The 20,002-nt window shown below is 67.5% G+C and carries 15 protein-coding genes and 1 pseudogene; 10 read left to right on the top strand and 6 right to left on the bottom strand.

Features of this window, described 5'->3' with window-relative positions; translation table 11 throughout:
* Positions 1–36: 36 nt before the first annotated feature.
* Positions 37–1,071, top strand: coding sequence for a methionine synthase (locus V3328_RS25845; protein WP_340332626.1), 1,035 nt, complete (start codon positions 37–39; stop codon positions 1,069–1,071).
* 37 nt (positions 1,072–1,108) lie between these two features.
* Here V3328_RS25845 and glpK read toward each other — a convergent pair whose 3' ends face one another.
* From glpK to V3328_RS25830, 3 genes are read right to left on the bottom strand one after another with little or no spacing between them, the layout of a single operon-like run.
* Complete coding sequence (glpK, locus tag V3328_RS25840) at positions 1,109–2,596, bottom strand: glycerol kinase GlpK (RefSeq protein ID WP_340332625.1); 1,488 nt, start codon at positions 2,594–2,596, stop codon at positions 1,109–1,111.
* Complete coding sequence (gene glpD / locus V3328_RS25835) at positions 2,593–4,194, bottom strand: glycerol-3-phosphate dehydrogenase (RefSeq protein ID WP_340332624.1); 1,602 nt, start codon at positions 4,192–4,194, stop codon at positions 2,593–2,595. Before glpD ends, glpK begins: the two co-directional genes overlap by 4 nt.
* A 10-nt stretch (positions 4,195–4,204) precedes the next feature.
* On the bottom strand, positions 4,205–5,002 hold the full coding sequence (locus V3328_RS25830; protein WP_340332623.1) for a DeoR/GlpR family DNA-binding transcription regulator: 798 nt from the start codon (positions 5,000–5,002) through the stop codon (positions 4,205–4,207).
* Positions 5,003–5,156: 154 nt separating this feature from the next.
* Here V3328_RS25830 and V3328_RS25825 point away from each other — a divergent pair, with 154 nt between their 5' ends.
* The 7 genes from V3328_RS25825 (at position 5,157) to V3328_RS25795 (ending at position 14,079) form a co-directional block, all read left to right on the top strand.
* The gene (locus V3328_RS25825; protein ID WP_340332622.1) at positions 5,157–6,896 is read left to right on the top strand and encodes an ABC transporter substrate-binding protein; all 1,740 of its coding nucleotides are present in this window, start codon (positions 5,157–5,159) and stop codon (positions 6,894–6,896) included.
* A 123-nt stretch (positions 6,897–7,019) separates the two neighbouring features.
* Positions 7,020–8,117, top strand: a complete 1,098-nt coding sequence (locus V3328_RS25820; protein WP_340332621.1) for an ABC transporter ATP-binding protein — start codon at positions 7,020–7,022, stop codon at positions 8,115–8,117.
* Between the two features lie 7 nt (positions 8,118–8,124).
* On the top strand, positions 8,125–9,192 hold the full coding sequence (locus tag V3328_RS25815; RefSeq protein ID WP_340332620.1) for an ABC transporter ATP-binding protein: 1,068 nt from the start codon (positions 8,125–8,127) through the stop codon (positions 9,190–9,192).
* Between the two features lie 283 nt (positions 9,193–9,475).
* Positions 9,476–10,342: a carbohydrate ABC transporter permease gene (locus V3328_RS25810; RefSeq protein ID WP_340332619.1), complete on the top strand. Its 867-nt coding sequence runs from the start codon at positions 9,476–9,478 to the stop codon at positions 10,340–10,342.
* Positions 10,343–10,487: 145 nt separating this feature from the next.
* Positions 10,488–11,288 (top strand): carbohydrate ABC transporter permease, encoded by an 801-nt coding sequence (locus V3328_RS25805; RefSeq protein WP_340332618.1) that lies wholly within the window; start codon positions 10,488–10,490, stop codon positions 11,286–11,288.
* Between the two features lie 27 nt (positions 11,289–11,315).
* Positions 11,316–11,597, top strand: a complete 282-nt coding sequence (locus V3328_RS25800) for a DUF2160 domain-containing protein (RefSeq protein ID WP_340332617.1) — start codon at positions 11,316–11,318, stop codon at positions 11,595–11,597.
* A gap of 178 nt (positions 11,598–11,775) precedes the next feature.
* Entirely contained in the window at positions 11,776–14,079 is a 2,304-nt protein-coding gene (locus V3328_RS25795; RefSeq protein ID WP_340332616.1) for a xanthine dehydrogenase family protein molybdopterin-binding subunit, read from the top strand.
* A gap of 63 nt (positions 14,080–14,142) precedes the next feature.
* On the opposite strand, the gene V3328_RS25790 is transcribed toward V3328_RS25795, so the two are convergent.
* From V3328_RS25790 to V3328_RS25785, 3 genes and pseudogenes are all read right to left on the bottom strand, one after another.
* Positions 14,143–15,111, bottom strand: a complete 969-nt coding sequence (locus tag V3328_RS25790; protein WP_340332615.1) for an endonuclease/exonuclease/phosphatase family protein — start codon at positions 15,109–15,111, stop codon at positions 14,143–14,145.
* 92 nt (positions 15,112–15,203) lie between these two features.
* Positions 15,204–16,790 (bottom strand): endonuclease domain-containing protein, encoded by a 1,587-nt coding sequence (locus V3328_RS26620; RefSeq protein WP_479691314.1) that lies wholly within the window; start codon positions 16,788–16,790, stop codon positions 15,204–15,206.
* Positions 16,791–16,808: 18 nt separating this feature from the next.
* Positions 16,809–19,316 (bottom strand): annotated as a pseudogene (locus V3328_RS25785) (error-prone DNA polymerase); the annotation flags it as partial.
* An 83-nt stretch (positions 19,317–19,399) separates the two neighbouring features.
* On the opposite strand from V3328_RS25785, the gene V3328_RS25780 reads away from it, so the two are divergent.
* Together V3328_RS25780 and V3328_RS25775 are read left to right on the top strand one after the other, a co-directional pair.
* Positions 19,400–19,666 carry a BrnT family toxin gene (locus V3328_RS25780; protein WP_340332613.1) on the top strand — a complete coding sequence of 89 codons (267 nt, stop codon included), beginning with the start codon at positions 19,400–19,402 and terminating at the stop codon, positions 19,664–19,666.
* Positions 19,667–19,703: 37 nt separating this feature from the next.
* On the top strand, positions 19,704–19,952 hold the full coding sequence (locus tag V3328_RS25775) for a BrnA antitoxin family protein (protein ID WP_378758844.1): 249 nt from the start codon (positions 19,704–19,706) through the stop codon (positions 19,950–19,952).
* The last annotated feature ends 50 nt before the right edge of the window (positions 19,953–20,002 follow it).

Below are 20,002 nucleotides of genomic sequence, written 5' to 3'. Positions count from 1 at the left end.
CTGCACGCATGACGGGCGCATCGCGGGGAGGAGACGATGACCGCAGCGCAGCTTTTCCAGACGACGGTGGCCGGCAGCCTGCCGAAGCCGTTCTGGCTCGCCGAGCCGGAAAAGCTCTGGCCGGCCTGGCGCCACCGGGGGGCGGAGCGGGAGGCGGCACAGCGCGACGCGGCGCTGGTCTGGCTGAAGGAACAGGAGGACGCTGGGATCGACATCGTCTCCGACGGCGAGCAGTTCCGCACCCACTTCGTGCACGGCTTCCTGGAGCACATCGGCGGGATCGACTGGGAGCGGAAGACCCGGATGGGCATCCGCGACAACCGCTATGTCGTCGACGTCCCGACCGTCACCTCGGCGGTCGCGCGGACGAAGCCGGTCCATGTCGGGGAGGCCCGCTTCGTTCGTGTCCATACGACGCGGGCGCTGAAATGGACGCTGCCGGGACCGATGACGATCTGCGACACCATCGCCGACAGCCACTACGGCAGTCGCGCCGACATGGCGATGGCCTTCGCCGAGGTGCTGAACGAGGAGGCGCGCGATCTTGAGGCCGCCGGGGTCGACGTCATCCAGTTCGACGAGCCGGCCTTCAACGTCTTCATGGACGACGTAAAGGACTGGGGCATCGCCGCGCTGGAGCGCGCCGCCCGCGGCCTGACCTGCCGGACGGCGGTGCACATCTGCTACGGCTACGGCATCGAGGCGAACACCGAATGGAAGAAGACCCTCGGCTCCGTCTGGCGGCAGTACGAGGAGATTTTCCCGGCGATCAACGCCAGCCGCATCGACCAGGTTTCGCTGGAATGCGCCGGCTCGCACGTGCCGGTGTCGCTGATCGGGCTGCTCGAGGACAAGGAGATCCTGGTCGGGGCGATCGACGTGGCTACGAACCGGGTCGAGACAGCCGAGGAGGTCGCAGCGACCATCCGCGAGGCGTTGCGGCATGCCGATGCCGGGCGGATCCAGCCCTGCACGAACTGCGGCATGGCGCCGATGCCGCGCGACGTCGCCGTCGGCAAGCTGAAGGCGCTGGCGGCCGGCGCCGCGATCGTCTGCACGGAGACCGGCTAGCCGGGACCCGGAACGGGAACGGCGGCGCGCCTAAAGGCTATCCGGCGCTGAGCGTCCGTCTCACCGCGTCGCGCCACAGCGCTACCTTGTCGGCCCGGTCGGCGCCGTCCATCTTGGGCTCGAAACGCCGGTCGCGCCGCCAGGCCGCGGCGAAGCCCTCCATGTCGGGCCAGACGCCGGCGGCGTAGCCGGCCAGCCACGCGGCGCCGAGCGCGGTCGTTTCCAGCACCTCCGGCCGGTCGACCGGCGCATCGAGAACGTCGGCCAGGCACTGCATGGTCCAGTCGCTGGCGACCATTCCGCCGTCGACGCGCAACACGGTGTCGCCGTCGTGCGGCCAGTCCCGGCGCATCGCCTCGACGAGATCGAGGGTCTGGAAGCAGACCGATTCGAGCGCCGCCCGGGCAAGCTCCTTCGGGCCGGTCGCGCGCGTCAGGCCGAACAGCGCGCCGCGTGCCTCGGTATCCCAGTAGGGTGCACCGAATCCGGTGAACGCCGGCACCAGCACGACGCGCTGGGCGGGATCGGCCTCGGCCGCCAGTGGCCCCGTCTGCTCGGCGCTGCCGATCACGCCGAGACCGTCGCGAAGCCATTGCACCGCCGCGCCGGCAATGAATATCGAGCCCTCGAGCGCGTAGGTCGTCCTCCCGTCGACGCGATAGGCGATCGTCGTCAGCAGCCTGTTCTGCGACAGCACCGCATCGGGGCCGGTGTTGAGCACCGCAAAGCAGCCCGTGCCGTAGGTCGATTTGACCATGCCCGGTCGGAAGCAGGCCTGCCCGACGGTCGCCGCCTGCTGGTCGCCGGCAATGCCGCGAATCGCGATCGCGCCGCCGAACAGGTCGGACGCCGTCTCGCCGAAATCGTCGGAGCTGTCGCGCACCTCCGGCAGCATGCTGGCGGGAACGCCGAGCGCCGTCAGCAGGTCGTCGTCCCAGGCCCCCCTGTGAATGTCGTAGAGCAGCGTGCGCGAGGCGTTGGTCGCGTCGGTGGCGTGGACGCGGCCCCCGGTCAGGCGCCACAGCAGGAAGGAGTCGACGGTTCCGAAGGCGAGGTGGCCGTCCGCCGCGGCGGTGCGGGCGCCGTCGACGTGATCGAGGATCCAGCCGATCTTGGTGCCCGAGAAATAGGGGTCGAGCAACAGCCCGGTCCTCTCCGCGAACATCGGTTCCAGGCCCTCGGCCTTCAGCCGCGCGCAGATGTCCGCGGTGCGCCGGTCCTGCCACACGATGGCCCGGTGTATCGCCCGGCCGGTGCGGCGGTCCCAGACGACCGTCGTCTCGCGCTGGTTGGTGATGCCGAGGGCGGCGACGCCGGAGGTTCCGCCGCACTCGTCGAGCACGGCGCGGGCCGTGCGCACCGTAGTATCCCAGATATCCTCCGGCTCGTGCTCGACCCAGCCGGAGGCGGGAAAGTGCTGCTTGAACTCCTCCTGCGCGATCGCGGCCACACGGTAGTCCGCGCCGAACACGATGGCGCGCGACGACGTGGTGCCCTGGTCGATCGCCAGGATCCCCGAGCTCATGTCTCGCCTCCCGGTCCGTCCCCGTCCGGCGGTCCCTCTCCGTCCGCGGAGACCGTGCCGGTGTCACGGTCGATAGTGGCCGATCGTGCCGCCGCCATCCAGTCGTCGAGTTTGTCCGCCTCGGCCTGGGACAGGCGCAGGCCGAGCTTCGAGCGCCGCCACAGGACGTCGTCGGCGGTCTGCGCCCATTCGGCGGCCATCAGATAGCGGACCTCCGCCTCGAACAGGTCCGCACCGAAACAGGCCCCCAGATCCGCTTCGCGGCGGGCGTCGCGGAGAAGCTGACGCGCTTCAGTCCCGTAGTTGCGGGCGTATCGTTCGAGCATTCGCGGGGAAAGCTGTGGATAGGCGGAGGACAACTCTGTGCACAGGCTGTCGAAACCGTCCACGGGAAACCCGCCGCCGGGAAGCGCCGCGTCCTTCGTCCAGGCCCCGCCGCGGCGGCCGATGAGCGTGCCGATGTCCGCAAGGACGGTCTCCGCCAGCCGGCGATAGGTGGTGATCTTGCCGCCGAAGATGTTCACCAGCACGCCGGTCTCCGGGTCGCCATCGTTCTTGATGACGTAGTCCCGGGTGGCCTCCTGCGCCTTCGATGCGCCGTCGTCATAGAGCGGACGGACGCCCGAATAGGTCCAGACGATGTCGCCCGGAACGACGGGCGCGGAAAGATACTCGCTCGCGGCAGCGCAGAGGTACTCCACTTCGTCGTCGGCGACGGCGAGGTCGTCGAGATTTCCCGTGAAGTCGCGGTCCGTCGTGCCGATCAGCGTGAAGTCGCGCTCGTAGGGAATGGCGAAGACGATGCGGCCGTCGGCGTTCTGGAAAATGTAGCAGTGGTCGTGATCGAACAGCCGCGGCACGACGATGTGGCTGCCCTGGACCAGCCGGATGTTGTGGACGCGGTTGCCGCCGGCCACGCTGGTCAGGATCTGGTCGACCCACGGCCCCGCCGCGTTGACCACCAGCCGGGCGGTGACCTCGTGCGTCGTGCCGGAGCGGAGGTCGTCGAGCGTGATCCGCCAGCCGCCGTTCTCCCGCCTCAGCGCCGTGCAGGCGGTGCGGGTCAGGATCGTCGCCCCCCGTGCCGCCGCGTCGCGGGCGTTGAGCACCACGAGCCGGGCATCCTGCACCCAGCAGTCGGAGTACTCGAATGCCTTAGAATAGCCGGGTTTCAGCGGCCGGCCGGCGGGATCGCGCCGCAGGTCGATGGTGCGCGCCGGCGGCAGCCGTTTGCGCCCGCCAATGTAATCGTAGATGAACAGGCCGAGGCGCAGCGTCCAGGCCGGCCGGAGACCGGCATGATGCGGCAGCACGAATCGCAGCGGCCAGATGATGTGGGGTGCGTTGCTCCACAGGATCTCCCGCTCGATCAGCGACTCCCGCACCAGCCGGAACTCGTAGTGCTCGAGGTAGCGCAGGCCGCCGTGGATCAGCTTGGTGGAGCCCGACGAGGTGCCGCTGGCCAGATCGTCCTTCTCGGCAAGGCCGACGCGATAGCCACGCCCGGCGGCGTCGCGGGCAATGCCGGCACCGTTGATACCGCCGCCGATGACGAAGATGTCGTAGTCGAAACCGCCGGATTCGGGTGGGGGGGACATGGACATGCGCTCAGGACGCCGCCAGGGCGACCGCCTCCGTGTCTTCGCCGGCCACCTCTATCCGCACGCCCGCGCCCGTGCACAGCGCGAGGATCGGTTCCGGCGGCATCCGGTCGGTCACGAACACGTTGATCTCCGACAGGTGGGCGATGCGGATCGGCGCGTTGCGCTGGAACTTCAGGGCATCGGCGACCAGGATCGTCTGGCGGGCGTGTCCGATGATCTCACGGGCGACCCGCACCTCGCGGTAGTCGTAGTCGAGCACGGAGCCGTCCTCGTCGATCGCCGAGGCGCCGATGACCGCGTAGTCGACCTTGAACTGCTTGATGAAGTCGACGGTCGCCTCGCCGACGATGCCGCCGTCCGACTTGCGAACCAGCCCGCCGGCGATGATGACCTCGGCAGACGGCGTGTCGCGGAGAATGTGGGCGACGTTGATGTTGTTGGTGATCGCCATGATGCCGTCGTGCTGGCGCAGCGCGTGCGCCACCTGCTCGGTCGTCGTGCCGATGTTGAGCATGATCGATGCATTGTCGGGGATGAGAGCGGCGGCGCGCTCGCCGATACGGCGCTTTTCGTCTGCAGCCAGCATCCGCCGCGAATCGTAGGCATAGTTCGAGGCGCCGGAGGGATAGATCGCGCCGCCGTGCACCCGCTGCAGCAGCCGCCGGTCGCAAAGATCGTTCAGGTCCTTGCGAATCGTCTGCGGCGTGACGTCGAACTGAAGCGAAAGTCCTTCCACCTCGACGCGCCCGACCTGCCGCGCCCGGCCAAGTATTTCGGCCTGCCTGGGCGTAAGTGGCTCCATTTCCTTTCCTTTCGGTTCTTTTCGCAAGTGCGAAATAGCCGGCAGATTTGCGCTATTTTTCGGCAAACCTGGCCGCAACACAATGAAAAGTTTCGTATTGACGTTCGCTTTCTTTCGTTTGATAGTTTTTCGGCATTCCATAGGGAGGAAGCCGATGAAACGCGAAATGATGGCTGCAGCAGCGGCCGCCGCGCTTCTGGCACTGTCCGGACCGGCCTTCGCCGGAATGGAGGAAGCCGAGAAGTGGATCGACAACGAATTTCAACCTTCGGTGCTCTCGAAAGAGGAGCAGATGAAGGAGATGGAATGGTTCGTGAACGCAGCCGAACCGTTCCGCGGGATGGAGATCAACGTCCTGTCGGAGACCATCCCGACGCACACCTACGAGTCGGAGACCCTGACCAAGGCCTTCGAGGAAATCACCGGCATCAAGGTCAATCACCAGCTGCTCGGCGAAGGCGAGGTGGTGCAGGCGGTTCAGACGCAGATGCAGACGAATCGCAATCTCTACGATGCCTATATCAACGATTCCGACCTCATCGGCACGCATTCGCGGCTGCAGAGCGCGGTGAACCTGACCGACTGGATGGAAGGCGAGGCCAAGGACGTCACCAACCCGATGCTCGATATCGAGGACTTCATCGGGATCTCCTTCACCACCGGGCCGGACGGCAAGATCTGGCAGCTCCCCGACCAGCAGTTCGCCAACCTGTACTGGTACCGCAAGGACTGGTTCGACCGGCCGGAGATCAGGGAGAAGTTCAAGGCCAAGTACGGCTACGACCTCGGCGTGCCGGTCAACTGGTCGGCCTACGAGGACATCGCCGAGTTCTTCACCAACGACATCAAGGAGATCGACGGCGTCCGCATCTACGGCCACATGGACTACGGCAAGCGCGCGCCGGATCTCGGCTGGCGCATGACCGATGCCTGGCTGTCGATGGCCGGATCGACCTCGCCGGGCCTGCCGAACGGCCGGCCGATCGACGAGTGGGGCATCCGCATGGAAGAGGGCTCGTGCAATCCCTCCGGCGCCTCGGTGTCGCGCGGCGGCGGCACCAACGCGCCGGCCTCGGTCTACGCGATCGCCAAGTGGGACGAGTGGCTGCGCAAGTACGCGCCTCCGGGCGCGGCCGACTACGACTTCTACCAGTCGCTGCCGGCACTGAGCCAGGGCAACGTCGCCCAGCAGATCTTCTGGTACACCGCCTTCACCGCGAACATGGTCGCCCCGAAGAGCGAGGGCAACAACACGGTCGACGACGACGGCACGCCGCTGTGGCGGATGGCGCCCTCGCCGCACGGGCCGTACTGGAAGGAGGGGATGAAGCTCGGCTACCAGGACACCGGCTCCTGGACCCTGTTCAAGTCGACCCCTGTCGATCGCCGCAAGGCGGCCTGGCTCTATGCCCAGTTCGTCGTCTCGAAGACCGTCGACACCAAGAAGAGCCATGTGGGGCTGACCATCATCCGCGACTCCACCATCAACGGCGAGTCCTTCACCGAGCGCGCGCCGAAGCTCGGCGGCCTGGTCGAGTTCTACCGCTCGCCGGACCGGGTGGCCTGGACGCCTACCGGCATCAACGTGCCGGACTATCCGAAGCTGGCGCAGCTGTGGTGGCAGCAGATCGGAGACGTCAACTCCGGCGCCTTCACGCCGCAGGAGGCGATGGACCGGCTTGCCGGCGAGATGGACCAGATCATGGCCCGCATGCAGGCGGCCGACGAGGCCAACGACACCTATGGCGGCTGTGGTCCGCGGCTGAACGAGCCGAAGGACCCCTCCGAATGGCTCGGCAAGCCGGACGGCCCGGCCGCCAAGCTCGACAACGAGAAGCCGCAGGGCGAGACGATCTCGTACGAAGAGCTGACCGCGCGCTGGGCCGCCCAGTGACCGGTACGGCACTCCTCCCGGCGCCATGAAACTGCCGGTCCCGCGGGGCGCATCGACGGTGCGCCCCGCTCCTTCTCCGGTTGCGGACCGAAGTCCGTCCAACGCGATGCTGACGCGACGGCGATGACACTCGAACTCAGGAACGTCACCAAACGCGTCGGCGCCGACGTCCACATCCATCCAACGTCGCTGACGCTCGAACCGGGCACGTTCAACATCCTGCTCGGGACGACGCTGGCGGGAAAGACCACCCTGATGCAGCTGATGGCGGGTCTCGACCGGCCCACGGCCGGCCAGGTCTGGTTCAACGGCGTCGACACGACCGGCATGCCCGTGCAGAAGCGCAACGTGGCGATGGTCTACCAGCAGTTCATCAACTACCCGAACCTGACCGTCTACGAGAACATCGCCTCGCCGCTCAGGGTGGCGCGGGTACGGGCCGGCGACATCGACCGGCGCGTCCGGGAGATGGCCGGGCTGCTGAAGCTGACGCCGATGCTGGACCGCCGTCCCGGCGAACTGTCCGGCGGCCAGCAGCAGCGCACGGCGCTGGCGCGAGCGCTGGTCAAGGACGCCGATCTGGTGCTGCTCGACGAGCCGCTGGCAAATCTCGACTTCAAGCTGCGCGAGGAAATGCGCGAGGAACTGCCGCGCCTGTTCGCCGGCCGCGAGGTGATCGTCGTCTATGCCACGACCGAGCCGACCGAGGCGCTGCTGTTCGGCGGCAACACCGCGACGATGTCGGAGGGCCGCGTCACCCAGTTCGGGCCGACCGGCGACCTCTATCGGCACCCGGAGGACCTGATCACCGCGCAGGTCTTCTCCGATCCGCCGATCAACGTCGCCACCGTGCGCAAGGCGGGCGACACCTTCACTCTCGAGGACGCCTCGGCGGGTGCGGCAACCTGGAGCGCGTCCGGCGCCGCCGCCGCTCTCGGCGACGGCAGCCACACGTTCGCGATCCGCCCGCACCACATCACGCCCTTCGAGCGCGGGGGCCATCCGGTGCCGATCGAGGGACGGGTGCTGGTGACCGAGCTCAGCGGCTCGGAAAGCGTCATCCACTTCACCGTGGCGGACACCACCTGGGTATCGGTGTCCCACGGAATCCATCCCTTCGAGGTCGGCGCGACGGCGCGCCTCTACGTGGACGTGTCAATGGCGATGTATTTTGACGCCGAAGGCAAGCTGATCGCCTCCCAGGCCGGCGGCCGGAGCTGAGTGCGCCATGGCAGAGATCACCCTCAGGAACCTCCGGCACAGCTATCTCGCGGATCCGCGCGCCGAGGCCGACTGGGCGCTGAAGACCCTCAACGTCGACTGGCGGGACGGCGGCGCCTACGCGCTGCTCGGCCCGTCCGGCTGCGGCAAGACCACGCTGCTCAACATCATCTCCGGCCTGCTGCGGCCGAGCCAGGGGCAGGTGCTGTTCGACGGCAGGGAAGTCACCGGCCTGCCGCCCGATCAGCGCCACATCGCCCAGGTGTTCCAGTTCCCGGTCGTCTACGACACGATGAGCGTCTACGACAACCTGGCGTTCCCGTTGCGCAATCGCGGCGCGGCCGAGGCGGACGTCGATGCGCGGGTGCGCGAGATCGCCGGCATGCTCGACCTGACCGCGACGCTGGACAGGCGCGCCTCCGGCCTGACCGCCGACGGCAAGCAGAAGATCTCGCTTGGCCGCGGGCTGGTGCGCCCGGACGTCAACGTCATCATGTTCGACGAACCGCTGACCGTCATCGACCCGCACCTGAAGTGGCAGCTCCGCTCCAAGCTGAAGGAGCTGCACCAGCGCGTCGGCATCACCATGATCTACGTGACCCATGACCAGACCGAGGCGCTGACGTTCGCCGACCAGGTGGTGGTGATGAACGAGGGCGAGGTCGTGCAGATCGGCGAGCCAGTCGACCTGTTCGAGCGGCCCCGGCACACATTCGTCGGACACTTCATCGGTTCGCCGGGGATGAACGTGCTGCCCTGCGAGATCCGCGACGGCAAGGCGGTCTTTGACGGCATTTCGGTCGAGACCAACAATGCCGGCAGGTTCGGCGGCGGCGCCGCCCGGCTGGAGATCGGCGTGCGGCCGGAGTTCGTCGCCTTCGCCGAGGACGGCGTGCCGGTGCGGGTGTCGCGGGTCAGCGACGCCGGCCGCTACCGGATCGTCGACACCGCGCACGGCGAAACGTCGATCAAGGTGGTTGTCGGCGAGGCGGGCGAGATCCCGGCGGGCCACGCTTTCCTGCAGTTCGACCCGGCGCACACGCAGGTCTACGCCGACGGCTGGATCGTGGAGTGAGGGAGGATTTCATGACAACGCAGGTCGCCATCCGATCGCCGAATACGCCCCCCCTTTCAGGCATCTTCGAAGCCGGACTTCGCTCCGAGTCGCCGCAGTTTTTCCCTCCCCCCTTGTGGGGGAGGCTTAGGGCGGGGGGTCGCTCGGGCGGACCTCGATGGGCCGGCCGTGCGCCAGACTGCCGCTTGAATGCAAAGAGGTCGGCCATCGAGGCCGGCCTCCTCGCCCCCCCACCCCCGACCCCTCCCCACAGGGGGGAGGGGAGTTTTCTGGGACGGTCGCCATGAACAGGACCGAAAACCAGAAGGCTTGGCTGTTCGTGCTGCCGGTGGTGGCGCTGGTGGCGTTCAACGCCCTGATCCCGCTGATGACGGTCGTCAACTACTCGGTGCAGGAGACCTTCGGCGACAACACCTTCTTCTGGTCCGGGGTCACCTGGTTCGAGGACGTGCTGAGGTCGGAGCGCTTCCACAAGGCGCTCGGCCGGCAGATGCTGTTCACCTTCCTGATCCTCGTGATCGAGGTGCCGCTCGGGGTCGCCATCGCGCTCGCGATGCCGCGCAAGGGTCCATGGGTGTCCGTCTGCCTGGTGCTGATGGCGCTGCCGCTGCTGATCCCGTGGAACGTGGTGGGCGCGATCTGGAACATCTTCGCGCTGCCGGACATCGGCCTGCTCGGCCGAGTCCTGAACGGTCTCGGCTTCGACTACAACTACACCCGCCAGCCGCTGTCGGCGTGGTTCACGCTGATCCTGATGGACGTGTGGCACTGGACCTCGCTGGTGGTGCTGCTGACCTATGCGGGCCTGGTGTCGATCCCTGAAGCCTACTACCAGGCCGCCAAGATCGACGGTGCCTCGTCCTGGGCGATCTTCCGCTACATCCAGCTGCCGAAGCTGAAGCGCGTCCTGACGATCGCGATCCTGCTGCGCTTCATGGATTCCTTCAACATCTACACCGAACCGTTCGTGCTGACCGGCGGCGGGCCCGGCAACGCGACGACACTGCTGTCGATCGACCTCGTCAAGATCGCGCTCGGCCAGTTCGACCTCGGCCCGGCGGCGGCGATGTCGCTGATCTACTTCCTGATCATCCTGCTGATGAGCTGGGTGTTCTACACGCTGATGATGCGAAACGAGGCGCAGCAATGATCACGTCGGTGCACCCCGCGCATGACTCGTGCCGCGCCCCTTCGGGCCTTGGGCCCTCGAAGTTCGGTCTGGCGCGTCCGGTATTCGAACCGCGTCGACTTTCGCCGGCGCCCGTCCCGTCCGCTTCATCGGTCGGAGCCCTGCCATGAGACGCGCGCGCTTCCTCGTCCCGGCGATCTACATCCTGTTCCTGATGCTGCCGATCTACTGGCTCGTGAACATGTCGTTCAAGACGACCAACGAGATCCTCGGCTCGTTCACGCTGTTCCCGGTCGACTTCACGCTGGAGAACTACGAGAAGATCCTGACCGATCCGACCTGGTACATGGGCTACGTGAACTCGCTGATCTACGTGACCATGAACACGGTGCTGTCGGTCTGCGCGGCGCTGCCGGCGGCCTACGCGTTCTCGCGCTACCGGTTCGTCGGCGACAAACACCTGTTCTTCTGGCTCTTGACCAACCGGATGGCGCCGGCCGCCGTGTTCGCCCTGCCCTTCTTCCAGCTCTATTCGGCCGTCGGCCTGTTCGACACCTATCTCGCCGTCGCGCTCGCCCATACGCTGTTCAACATCCCGCTGGCGGTTTGGATCCTCGAGGGCTTCATGTCCGGCGTGCCCAAGGAACTGGACGAGACGGCCTACGTGGACGGCTACTCCTTCGGACGGTTCTTCGTGAAGATCTTCATACCGACGATTGCCGCCGGCATCGGCGTCGCCGCCTTCTTCTGCTTCATGTTCTCGTGGGTGGAGCTACTGCTCGCCAAGACGCTGACGGCGGTGGATGCCAAGCCGATAGCGGCGACCATGACGCGAACTGCCTCGACCTCGGGCTACGAGCTCGGCCTGCTGGCGGCGGCGGGGACACTGACGATCATTCCGGGCGCCTTCGTCATCTATTTCGTGCGCAACTACATCGCCAAGGGCTTCGCCCTCGGGCGGGTCTGACCCGACGGGTCCGCAAGGAGATCGACCATGGGACTTTCGTGGATGGCGTGGACCGGCCCGACGGCGGCGTTCTTCTGCTTCATCGTGCTGTGCCTCGCGGCAATGACGGTGTGGGAGCTGAAATCGCCGGGCGGGGCGCCGCGGCACGGCATTCTCGGTCTCGACACCACCCGCGGCGACCGGCTGTTCATCTCGCTGCTCGGCTCGGCGTTCATCTTCCTGGCCTGGCTCGGCCTGATGGGGACGCCGCTGTGGGCGCCGCTGGCTATCGCGATCGTCTGGGCCCTGCTGGTGTTCCGGTTCGTCTAGCCGCCGGCTGGTCGCCGACCGCGTCATCGGCGGCAAGCGTGAAGCGGGCCGTTCCGGCCGATTTCCCCCGGCCCGCTTTTGCCGCAATGCAAAACTTCAATGTTGCGCAGCAGTTGCCGCGAACGGCTCGGGGCACTAGCTTTGAAGCAGTCTGTCCCCCGCACGCACGGATGGTTCCATGAAATTCGGCATTGGCGCGTCGATTCGGCGCAAGGAAGATTCCGCGTTCATCACCGGCAAGGGCAGTTACCTGTCCGACCGGATACCCGAGGATACCGCCTACGCCTACGTGGTCCGTAGTCCGCTTCCGCACGCGCGCTTCTCGTTCGGCAATCTCGACGAGGTGCGCGGCATGGACGGCGTCTTGTCGGTGCTGACGGCCGACGACGTCAGCCACGTCAACGCGATGCCCTGCGTTGGCCAGGCGCCGAACACGGACGGCACGCCGCTGCAGGTCCCGCGCTATCCGATCCTTGCCGAGGACGTGGTCCGCTATGTCGGCGACGCTGTCGCGATGATCGTCGCCGGCTCGTTCGTGGAGGCCCGCAATGCGGCGGAAGCCCTCGAAGTCGAGTGGGACGCCCTGCCGGCGGTTGCCGACATGCAGGCGGCGATCGCTTCCGACGCGCCCCAGGTCTGGCCGGACCGGCCGGGCAACATCGCCTTCGACGCCCATGTCGGCGACAAGGACAAGGCGGATGCCGCCTTCGCCGAGGCCGACCGGGTGGTGACGCTCGAACTCGTCAACAACCGCCTCGTCTCCAACTACATGGAACCGCGCGGCGCCATCGGCGCCTTCGATCCGCAGACCGGCCGCTACACCCTGACCTGCGGATCGCAGGGGACGGGCCTGATCCAGAACGTCCTCGCCGGCATGATCTTCGGATTGCCGAAGGAGCGGTTCCACATCATCACGCCGGACACCGGCGGCGGCTTCGGCACCAAGCTGTTCATCTACCGGGAATATCCCCTGGTGCTGGTGGCCGCCGAGAAGGTCGGCCGGCCGGTGACCTGGGTCAGCGACCGCAGCGAGCATTTCCTTGCCGATGCCCATGGCCGCGACAACGTCAGCCGCGCCGAACTGGCGCTCGATGCCAAGGGCCGGTTCCTGGGGCTGAGGGTCGATACGCTCGCCAACATGGGCGGCTACCTTGCGCAGTTCGGACCGTTCGTCGCCCATGGCGGCGCCGGCATGCTGCCCGGCATCTACCGGTTCAGGAATGTCCACGGCCGGGTGCGCGGGATCTACACCAACACCGTCCCCGTCGACGCCTATCGCGGCGCCGGCCGGCCGGAGGCCGCCTATCTGATCGAACGGCTGGTCGACAAGGCGGCGCGCGAACTGGGCATGAAGCCGGATGCGCTGCGGCGGAAGAACTTTATTCCGCCGTCGAGCATGCCGTGGAAGACGCCGACCGACAAGACGTACGATTCCGGCGAGTTCGACGGTCACATGCGCCAGGCAATGGACGTCTCCGACTGGAAGGGCTTCAACGCCCGGCTGCGCGACAGCCGCAAGGCCGGCAAGCTGCGCGGCATCGGGCTGGCCACCTATATCGAGGCGTGCGCCGGCGGTGCGCCGGAGACGGCCCGGGTCGCCCTCAAGGACGACGGCACGATCTTCGTCAATGTCGGCACCCAGTCGACCGGACAGGGCCATCTGACAGCCTACGCCCAGGTGGTTTCCGAGCGGCTCGGCATCGATCCCGAGCGCATCACCGTCCTGCAGGGCGATTCGGACGCCTACGAGCACGGCAGCTTCACCGGCGGCTCGCGTTCGCTTCCGGTGGGCGGTGCGGCGGTGTCGGAATCCTCCGTCAAGCTCGGCGAACGCATCAAGGCGAAGGCCGCCGACATGCTCGAGACGGCGACCTCCGACCTGGAATTCGGCGACGGCGTCGTGACCATTGCCGGTACCGACAGGTCCGTCAGTTTCGCCGAGATTGCCGAGAAGGCGTCGGAAGCCGGCGAGGAGCTTGTCGAGACCGACTCCTGGACACCGCCTGAGGCGACCTATCCGAACGGCTCGCATGTCGTCGAGGTCGAGATCGATCCCGGCACCGGACATATCGACATTGTCAGATACACCGTCGTCGACGACTTCGGCGTACTGCTCAATCCGATGCTGCTGGAGGGCCAGGTGCACGGCGGCATCGCCCAGGGCATCGGCCAGGCGCTGCTCGAGCACACCGCCTACGACGCGGACGGCCAGCTTCTGGCGGCGAGCCTGCAGGACTATACGCTGCCGCGTGCCGACAACGTGCCCTCGATCCATTTCGAGACGCGCAACGTTCCCTGCACGACCAATCTGCTCGGCATGAAGGGCGCCGGAGAGGCGGGGGCGATCGGCGCCTGCCCGGCCGTCGTCAACGCGGTCGTCGATGCGCTGTACCGGGCCGCCGGCATCACCCATATCGACATGCCGGTCACGCCGGAGAAGGTGTGGCGGGCGCTCAGCGAAGCGGAGGCTGCGGCCGCCTGAGGACTGTCTGCCGGGACTGCCGGATCGGGCGTCGGTCCGATCCGGACGGTTGCCTTGCAGGAGTCAGATCGCGAATTCCGCCACCATCGGCGCGTGCAGCGATTCCGGAGGGCGGTCGATGCGGCCGAAGGCGACCAGTTCGTCTTCCAGCATCTCGTTGTGGATCTCGACCGACGCCAGCCGGCCGAACAGCGCCCGGCTTGCCAGGATGTGGTCCGGCATCTGCGGGCGGCCATGATGGACGACCGTGTAGCGGCGGTCGGCCGGCAGCGATCGCTCGACCGGCGTCAGCACCCGCCCTGCGAGCCGTCCCGACCCCGTATCGTCCTCGCCGGCACAGGCGAGCCTGAGGGCGGTGTCGTGGTCCTCCGCGTTGAAGTCGCCGCACACGGCGATCAGCGCGTCGGGATCGGCGTCGAAGACGCGCTCCGCGGCGAGCCTGAGTTCCAGCGCCTGTCCGCTCCGCTTCATCGCCGAGACGAAGTAACCTTCCGCCCAGCCGGCGACCGATTTCCAAACGAAGGGCGCGTCCTTCTGGCCTGCGATCGGCGCGGCGAGCGGTGCGCGGAGGTGGACGTTGAAGACATGCAGGTGCCGGCCGTCGGGAAGGGCGAGCGCCAGCCGCTGGATCGGCCGGTCCCAGGTCATGGGCTGCGGCGCCTCCCCGGGCGGGATGGCGGTGGTGTTCTGCCAGGACGGCGGGGCGACGAGGCGCTGGTGGATGTCTTCGCGCTCGACGACCGGCAGGCGCGTCAGGATGGCCGGATTGTGGACGTCGGCGGGGGTGTCTCCGCCCGGCCGCGCGGCGATCTCCAGCGCGTGCTCCGCATAGGGCGTGCCGGCCAGAAGTCGTTTCAGGTCGGCCGGCTGGCGAGTGCCGCCGGCCTTGCGGGTATTGATTTCCTGCAGGCACAGGACCTCGGCGCGCAGCCGTTCGAGCTGCGGCCGCAGCACGGCGATGCGGTCCTCGATCGGCGCGCCGGTCCGGCGGTCTCCGCCGAGGCTCTCGATGTTGAAGGTGGCAAGCCGCATGTCGGTCGGTATCCTGGCGATGTTCCCTCAGCGTAGCCCAGGCGCGCCGGCCCCGCAGCCCGGCGCCGGCATCGGCGCGCGGATTTGTGCCGTCAATGGAAGTTGCGGCCCTTCGGCATCGCCTTCGCCAACGTCCTGATGTCGTCCGTTGCGATGTCCCTGGCGAGTTCGGGCGTCTCGGCGAGAAGCCGTCCCAGCCGCGAGCGCCGGGCCACCTTTTCCTTGCTGTCGGGGACCGGCCGACGCACCTCGTCGCAGCGGGCGAGGGCCTCAAGATCGCCGGCGTCGTCGGAGAGGGTGGCGAGCATCGGCGTGAGGTCCTCGATCTTCTCGGCGACGATATGGACGACGTTCTGCTCGTTCTGCAGACGGCCGGTGACGCCGATCAGCCGGGCGCCGATCACCTCGGCCCGGTAGCGTTCGAACACCTTCGGCCAGACGATGATGTTGGCGACCGAGGTCTCGTCCTCGAGCGTCATGAAGATGACGCCGCTGGCCGATCCGGGCCGCTGCCGCACCAGCACCAGGCCCGCGACGGTGATCCTGCGGCCGGGACGCATGGTCCGCAGCGCCGCGTGGCGCACCATGCCGCGCCTCTCCAGCGCCTCGCGCAGGAAGCTCAGCGGATGCGCCTTCAGGGAGAGCTTCAGGAATCGGTAGTCGTTGACCACCTGCTCGCCGAGCGGCATCGGCGGCAGGTCGACGTCCGGCTCTCGGCGCAGATCCGCATGGTCGGCGGCCTCGAACAGCGGCAGACGGCCGTTCTGCCGGCCTCGGGACCGGCTGTCCGCCGATCCCTTGTCGAGACCCTTGGCCGCCCACAAGGCGGCGCGGCGGTCGAGCCCGATCGAGCGGAACGCATCGGCGTCGGCGAGCCGTTCGACGGTCGCCGCCGGCAGGCCGGTCCTGAGCCACAGATCCCGGACCGAATCGTAGCCCGCCCCGCGCTTCGCCACGATCAGCCGTGCATCCTCCTCGCCGATGCCCTTGATCTGCCGGAGGCCGAGGCGGATCGCGCGGGTCGAGCGGATGTCGTCGCGCATGTCGGCATGGAGGGCGTGGAGGCGACGCGCGGCGGGACGCGGTTCTCGATCCCGGACGTGTTTTGGATCGCGTATTTCGGCGGCATTCCACGGTTGGCTTTTGTCTGCGGAGCCCGGCTGTTCCATCGGGGCTCCGCGACCCCCCTCTCCATCTCTCCCCCGCAAGGGGGGAGAGGGGCGCAAGGCGCCATGCGAGGACCTTGAATCTCCTTCTAGCCGAGCAGTGAACTCGAGATCGCCAGCTGCGTCCGGCGGTTGCTGCAAAGAACCCTCTCCCCCCTTGCGGGGGAGAGATGGAGAGGGGGGTGCGTGCAGAGCCTCCGCCAGGCGCTCCAGCACCGCGTCGAGGTTCTCCATCACCTCGTTGTTCCAGAAGCGCAGGACCCGGTAGCCGCGTGAGGTGAGCCAGGCGTCGCGTCTTGCATCGGCGGAGGCGTGACCGGCCTCGCCGTGCTGGCCGCCATCCACCTCGACGACGATGCGCTGGCCGTGGCAGACGAAGTCCGCGATATACGGACCCATCGGGACCTGCCGCCGGAAGGAATGTTCCTGAAATCGATTGGCCCGCAGCGCGTTCCAGAGACGCCGCTCGGCATCCGTCATGTTGCGGCGAAGGGCCTTGGCATTTTCCCGCAAACCTTCGCAAACCGGCGTGTGCGCAGGCCTCTTTTGCGGCTCTCGTGAAGCGGGGGCGGCTGGGCCTGATACCGGCGCCTCCTCCTCCTCCAGGCCGTTGTCCCAGTCCGAGAGGTTGACGTCGACGGGCCGGACCAGCACGCCGTGCTCGATGGCGTCGCGGACGATCTGGGCGGGGGCGTAGAAGCCCATCGGCTGGCTGTTGAGCAGGGCCGCGGCGAAGACGTCGGGGTAGTGGCATTTCAGCCAGGCCGAGGCATAGACCAGCAGGGCGAAGCTCGCCGCGTGGCTTTCGGGAAAGCCGTATTCGCCGAAGCCCTCGATCTGGCGGAAGCAGCGTTCGGCGAACTCGGGCTCGTAGCCGCGCCGCGTCATGCCCTCGATCATCTTCTGCTGGAAGGTGCCGATGGTGCCGACCCGCCGGAAGGTCGCCATGGCACGGCGCAGCCGGTCGGCTTCCGACGGGGTGAATCCGGCCGCGACGATGGCGATCTTCATCGCCTGCTCCTGGAACAGCGGGACGCCGAGCGTCCGGCCGAGAACCTTCTCGAGTTCGTCGGGGGGGCCGTGCTCGGGCGACGGTGCCGGATAGACCACCTTCTCCAGCCCCTGCCGGCGCCTGAGATAGGGGTGGACCATGTCGCCCTGGATCGGCCCGGGGCGCACGATCGCCACCTCGATGACGAGGTCGTAGAAGTTGTCCGGCTTGAGGCGCGGCAGCATGGTCATCTGGGCGCGGCTCTCGACCTGGAAGACGCCGATCGAATCGGCGCGCTGCAGCATGCGATAGACCGCCTGATCCTCCGCCGGGATCGTCGCGAGCGTCAGGTCGACGCCGTAGTGGTCGCGCAGGAAGTCGAAGGCCTTGCGCACGCAGGTCAGCATGCCGAGGCCCAGCACGTCGATCTTCAGGATGCCCAGCGCGTCGAGATCGTCCTTGTCCCATTCCACCACGGTGCGGTCTTCCATGGCGGCGTTCTGGATCGGGATCGTCTCGTCGAGCCGGTCCCTGGTGATGACGAAGCCGCCGACGTGCTGGGAGAGATGGCGGGGGAAGCCGATGACCTCGCGGGTGAGCTCGAGCATTCGCCCCAAGGCGGGATCCGACGGATCGAGCCCGCGGCGGCGCACCTCGGCCTGCGTGATCGACTTCTCCGACCAGCCCCAGATCGCGCCGGCGAGGCCGCCGGCGATATCCTCCGACAGGCCGAAGGCCTTGCCGACCTCGCGGATCGCCGAGCGGGCCCGGTAGGAGATCACGGTGGCGGCGAGGCCGGCGCGCTCGCGGCCGTACTTTTTGTAGATGTACTGGATCACCTCCTCGCGGCGCTCGTGCTCGAAGTCGACGTCGATGTCGGGCGGTTCGCGGCGCTCGGCCGAGATGAAGCGCTCGAACAGGAGATCCATGCGCGCGGGATCGACCTCGGTGATGCCGAGGCAGAAGCAGACCGCCGAGTTGGCGGCAGAGCCGCGCCCCTGGGCGAGGATGCCGCGCGAGCGGGCGAAGCGGACGATGTCGTGGACGGTCAGGAAATAGGGGGCGTAGTCGAGTTCCCCGATGAGTCCGATCTCGTGATCGAGCAGTCGGCGCACCTTCTCCGGTATGCCCTCGCGATAGCGCCGCGCGGCGCCCTCCCATGCAAGTCGGATCAGCTCGTCCTGCGGCGTGGCGCTGTCGCCGGTGGGCTCGTCCGGATACCGGTAGCGCAGCTCGTCGAGGGAAAATGAAATGCGGCTTAGTATTTCGCCCGTCACGGCGATCGCGCCGGGGTGATTGCGGAACAGGCGCATCATTTCGTCGGCAGGCTTGAGGTGGCGTTCGGCATTCGCGAGAAGTAGTGAGCCGGCTTTATGGAGAGTCGAGTGGTTGCGCGTGGAGGTCACGACATCCTGCAGCGGGCGCCGTTCGGGTGAGTGGTAGAGCGGCTCGTTGGTGGCAAACAGAGGGGTGTCGTGCTGGTCGGCAAGGCGGGCGAGGCGTGCCAGCCCCGCGCGGTCGTCGCCGTCGTAGGCCGCGCGGGCGGCCAGATACACCGCGGCGGGAAAGCGCCGGGAGAGGACCCGCAGCGTCAACTCTAAAGGCGGCTTATTTTCATTCGCCCAGATCGTGGGATCGGGTCGTCCCGGTCCGTCATAGGTGGAGGGGCCGGCTACGAGGGCAAGCAGCAACCCATCCCCCCAGTCCAGCAGGTCGGCGAGCGCGAGATGGCAATCGCCCTTGCCGGCGCGGCGGTTGCCGGTGGTGAGCAGCCGGCAAAGCCGGCCGTAGGCGGCGCGGTCGACAGGCCATGCCAGGATGTCGGGCGTGCCGTCGCAGAAGACGAGGCGGGTGCCGACGACGATGCGGAAGCTGCGTTCGCGTGCGGCGACGTGGGCGCGCACCACTCCGGCCACCGAATTCCGGTCGGTGATGCCCAGTGCGGGGTAGCCCAGCGCGATCGCCCGGTCGACCAACTCCTCGGGATGCGAGGCACCGTGCAGGAAGGAGAAGTTGGTGATCGCGGCGAGTTCGGCGAAGGGGCTCATCGCGGCGCCCCTCGCGCGGCCGCCATACCCTCAACTCCGGTCTCAACTCTTGCGCGCAGTGCATATCGTAACCACAATATGATATGGAATACGAATGGGATCCGCGGAAGGCCGCTGCCAATGTCGTGAAGCATGGCGTGGCCTTCGAGCATGTCGTTGACTTCCAATGGGAATCGGCGCGCCTCGGCGAAGACCGCAGGCACAGGTACGGCGAGAAGCGCTTCATTGCTCTGGGTTTGATCGGAGAGCGGGTTCACGTCGTGATCTTCACCCTTCGCGGCACGACGATCAGGATCATCAGCCTGCGCAAGGCGAATGAACGGGAAAGACGCAGTTATGAGCGAGCGTAGGAAACCGGCGCATATTTCCAGGAAGGATTGGGATGATGTGGCCAGTCCGGAACTGACGGACGAGCAGCTGGCAGGTCTGCGCCCGGCGCGCGAGGTCTTCCCCGATCTCGATTTTCCCAGGCCCAGGACCCGCGGTCCGCAGAAGGCGCCGACCAAGGTGCAGACGACCCTGCGGCTCGACCAGGACGTGGTGGAGCATTTCCGGGCCGGCGGCCGCGGCTGGCAGACGCGGCTCAACGATGCGCTGCGGCGTGTCGTCGAGGCGGAGCAGAAGAAGCGCGCCTGAACCGTCCGGGCCCCGGGGCCGGAACCGCGCCAGCCCGGACGCCCCGCTCC

The sequence above is a fragment of the Microbaculum marinum genome, assembly GCF_037855135.1.
GTDB lineage: Bacteria > Pseudomonadota > Alphaproteobacteria > Rhizobiales > Tepidamorphaceae > Microbaculum > Microbaculum marinum.
Note: the sequence above shows the minus strand (reverse complement) of the source record. Positions and strands in the feature narration are given on the sequence as shown.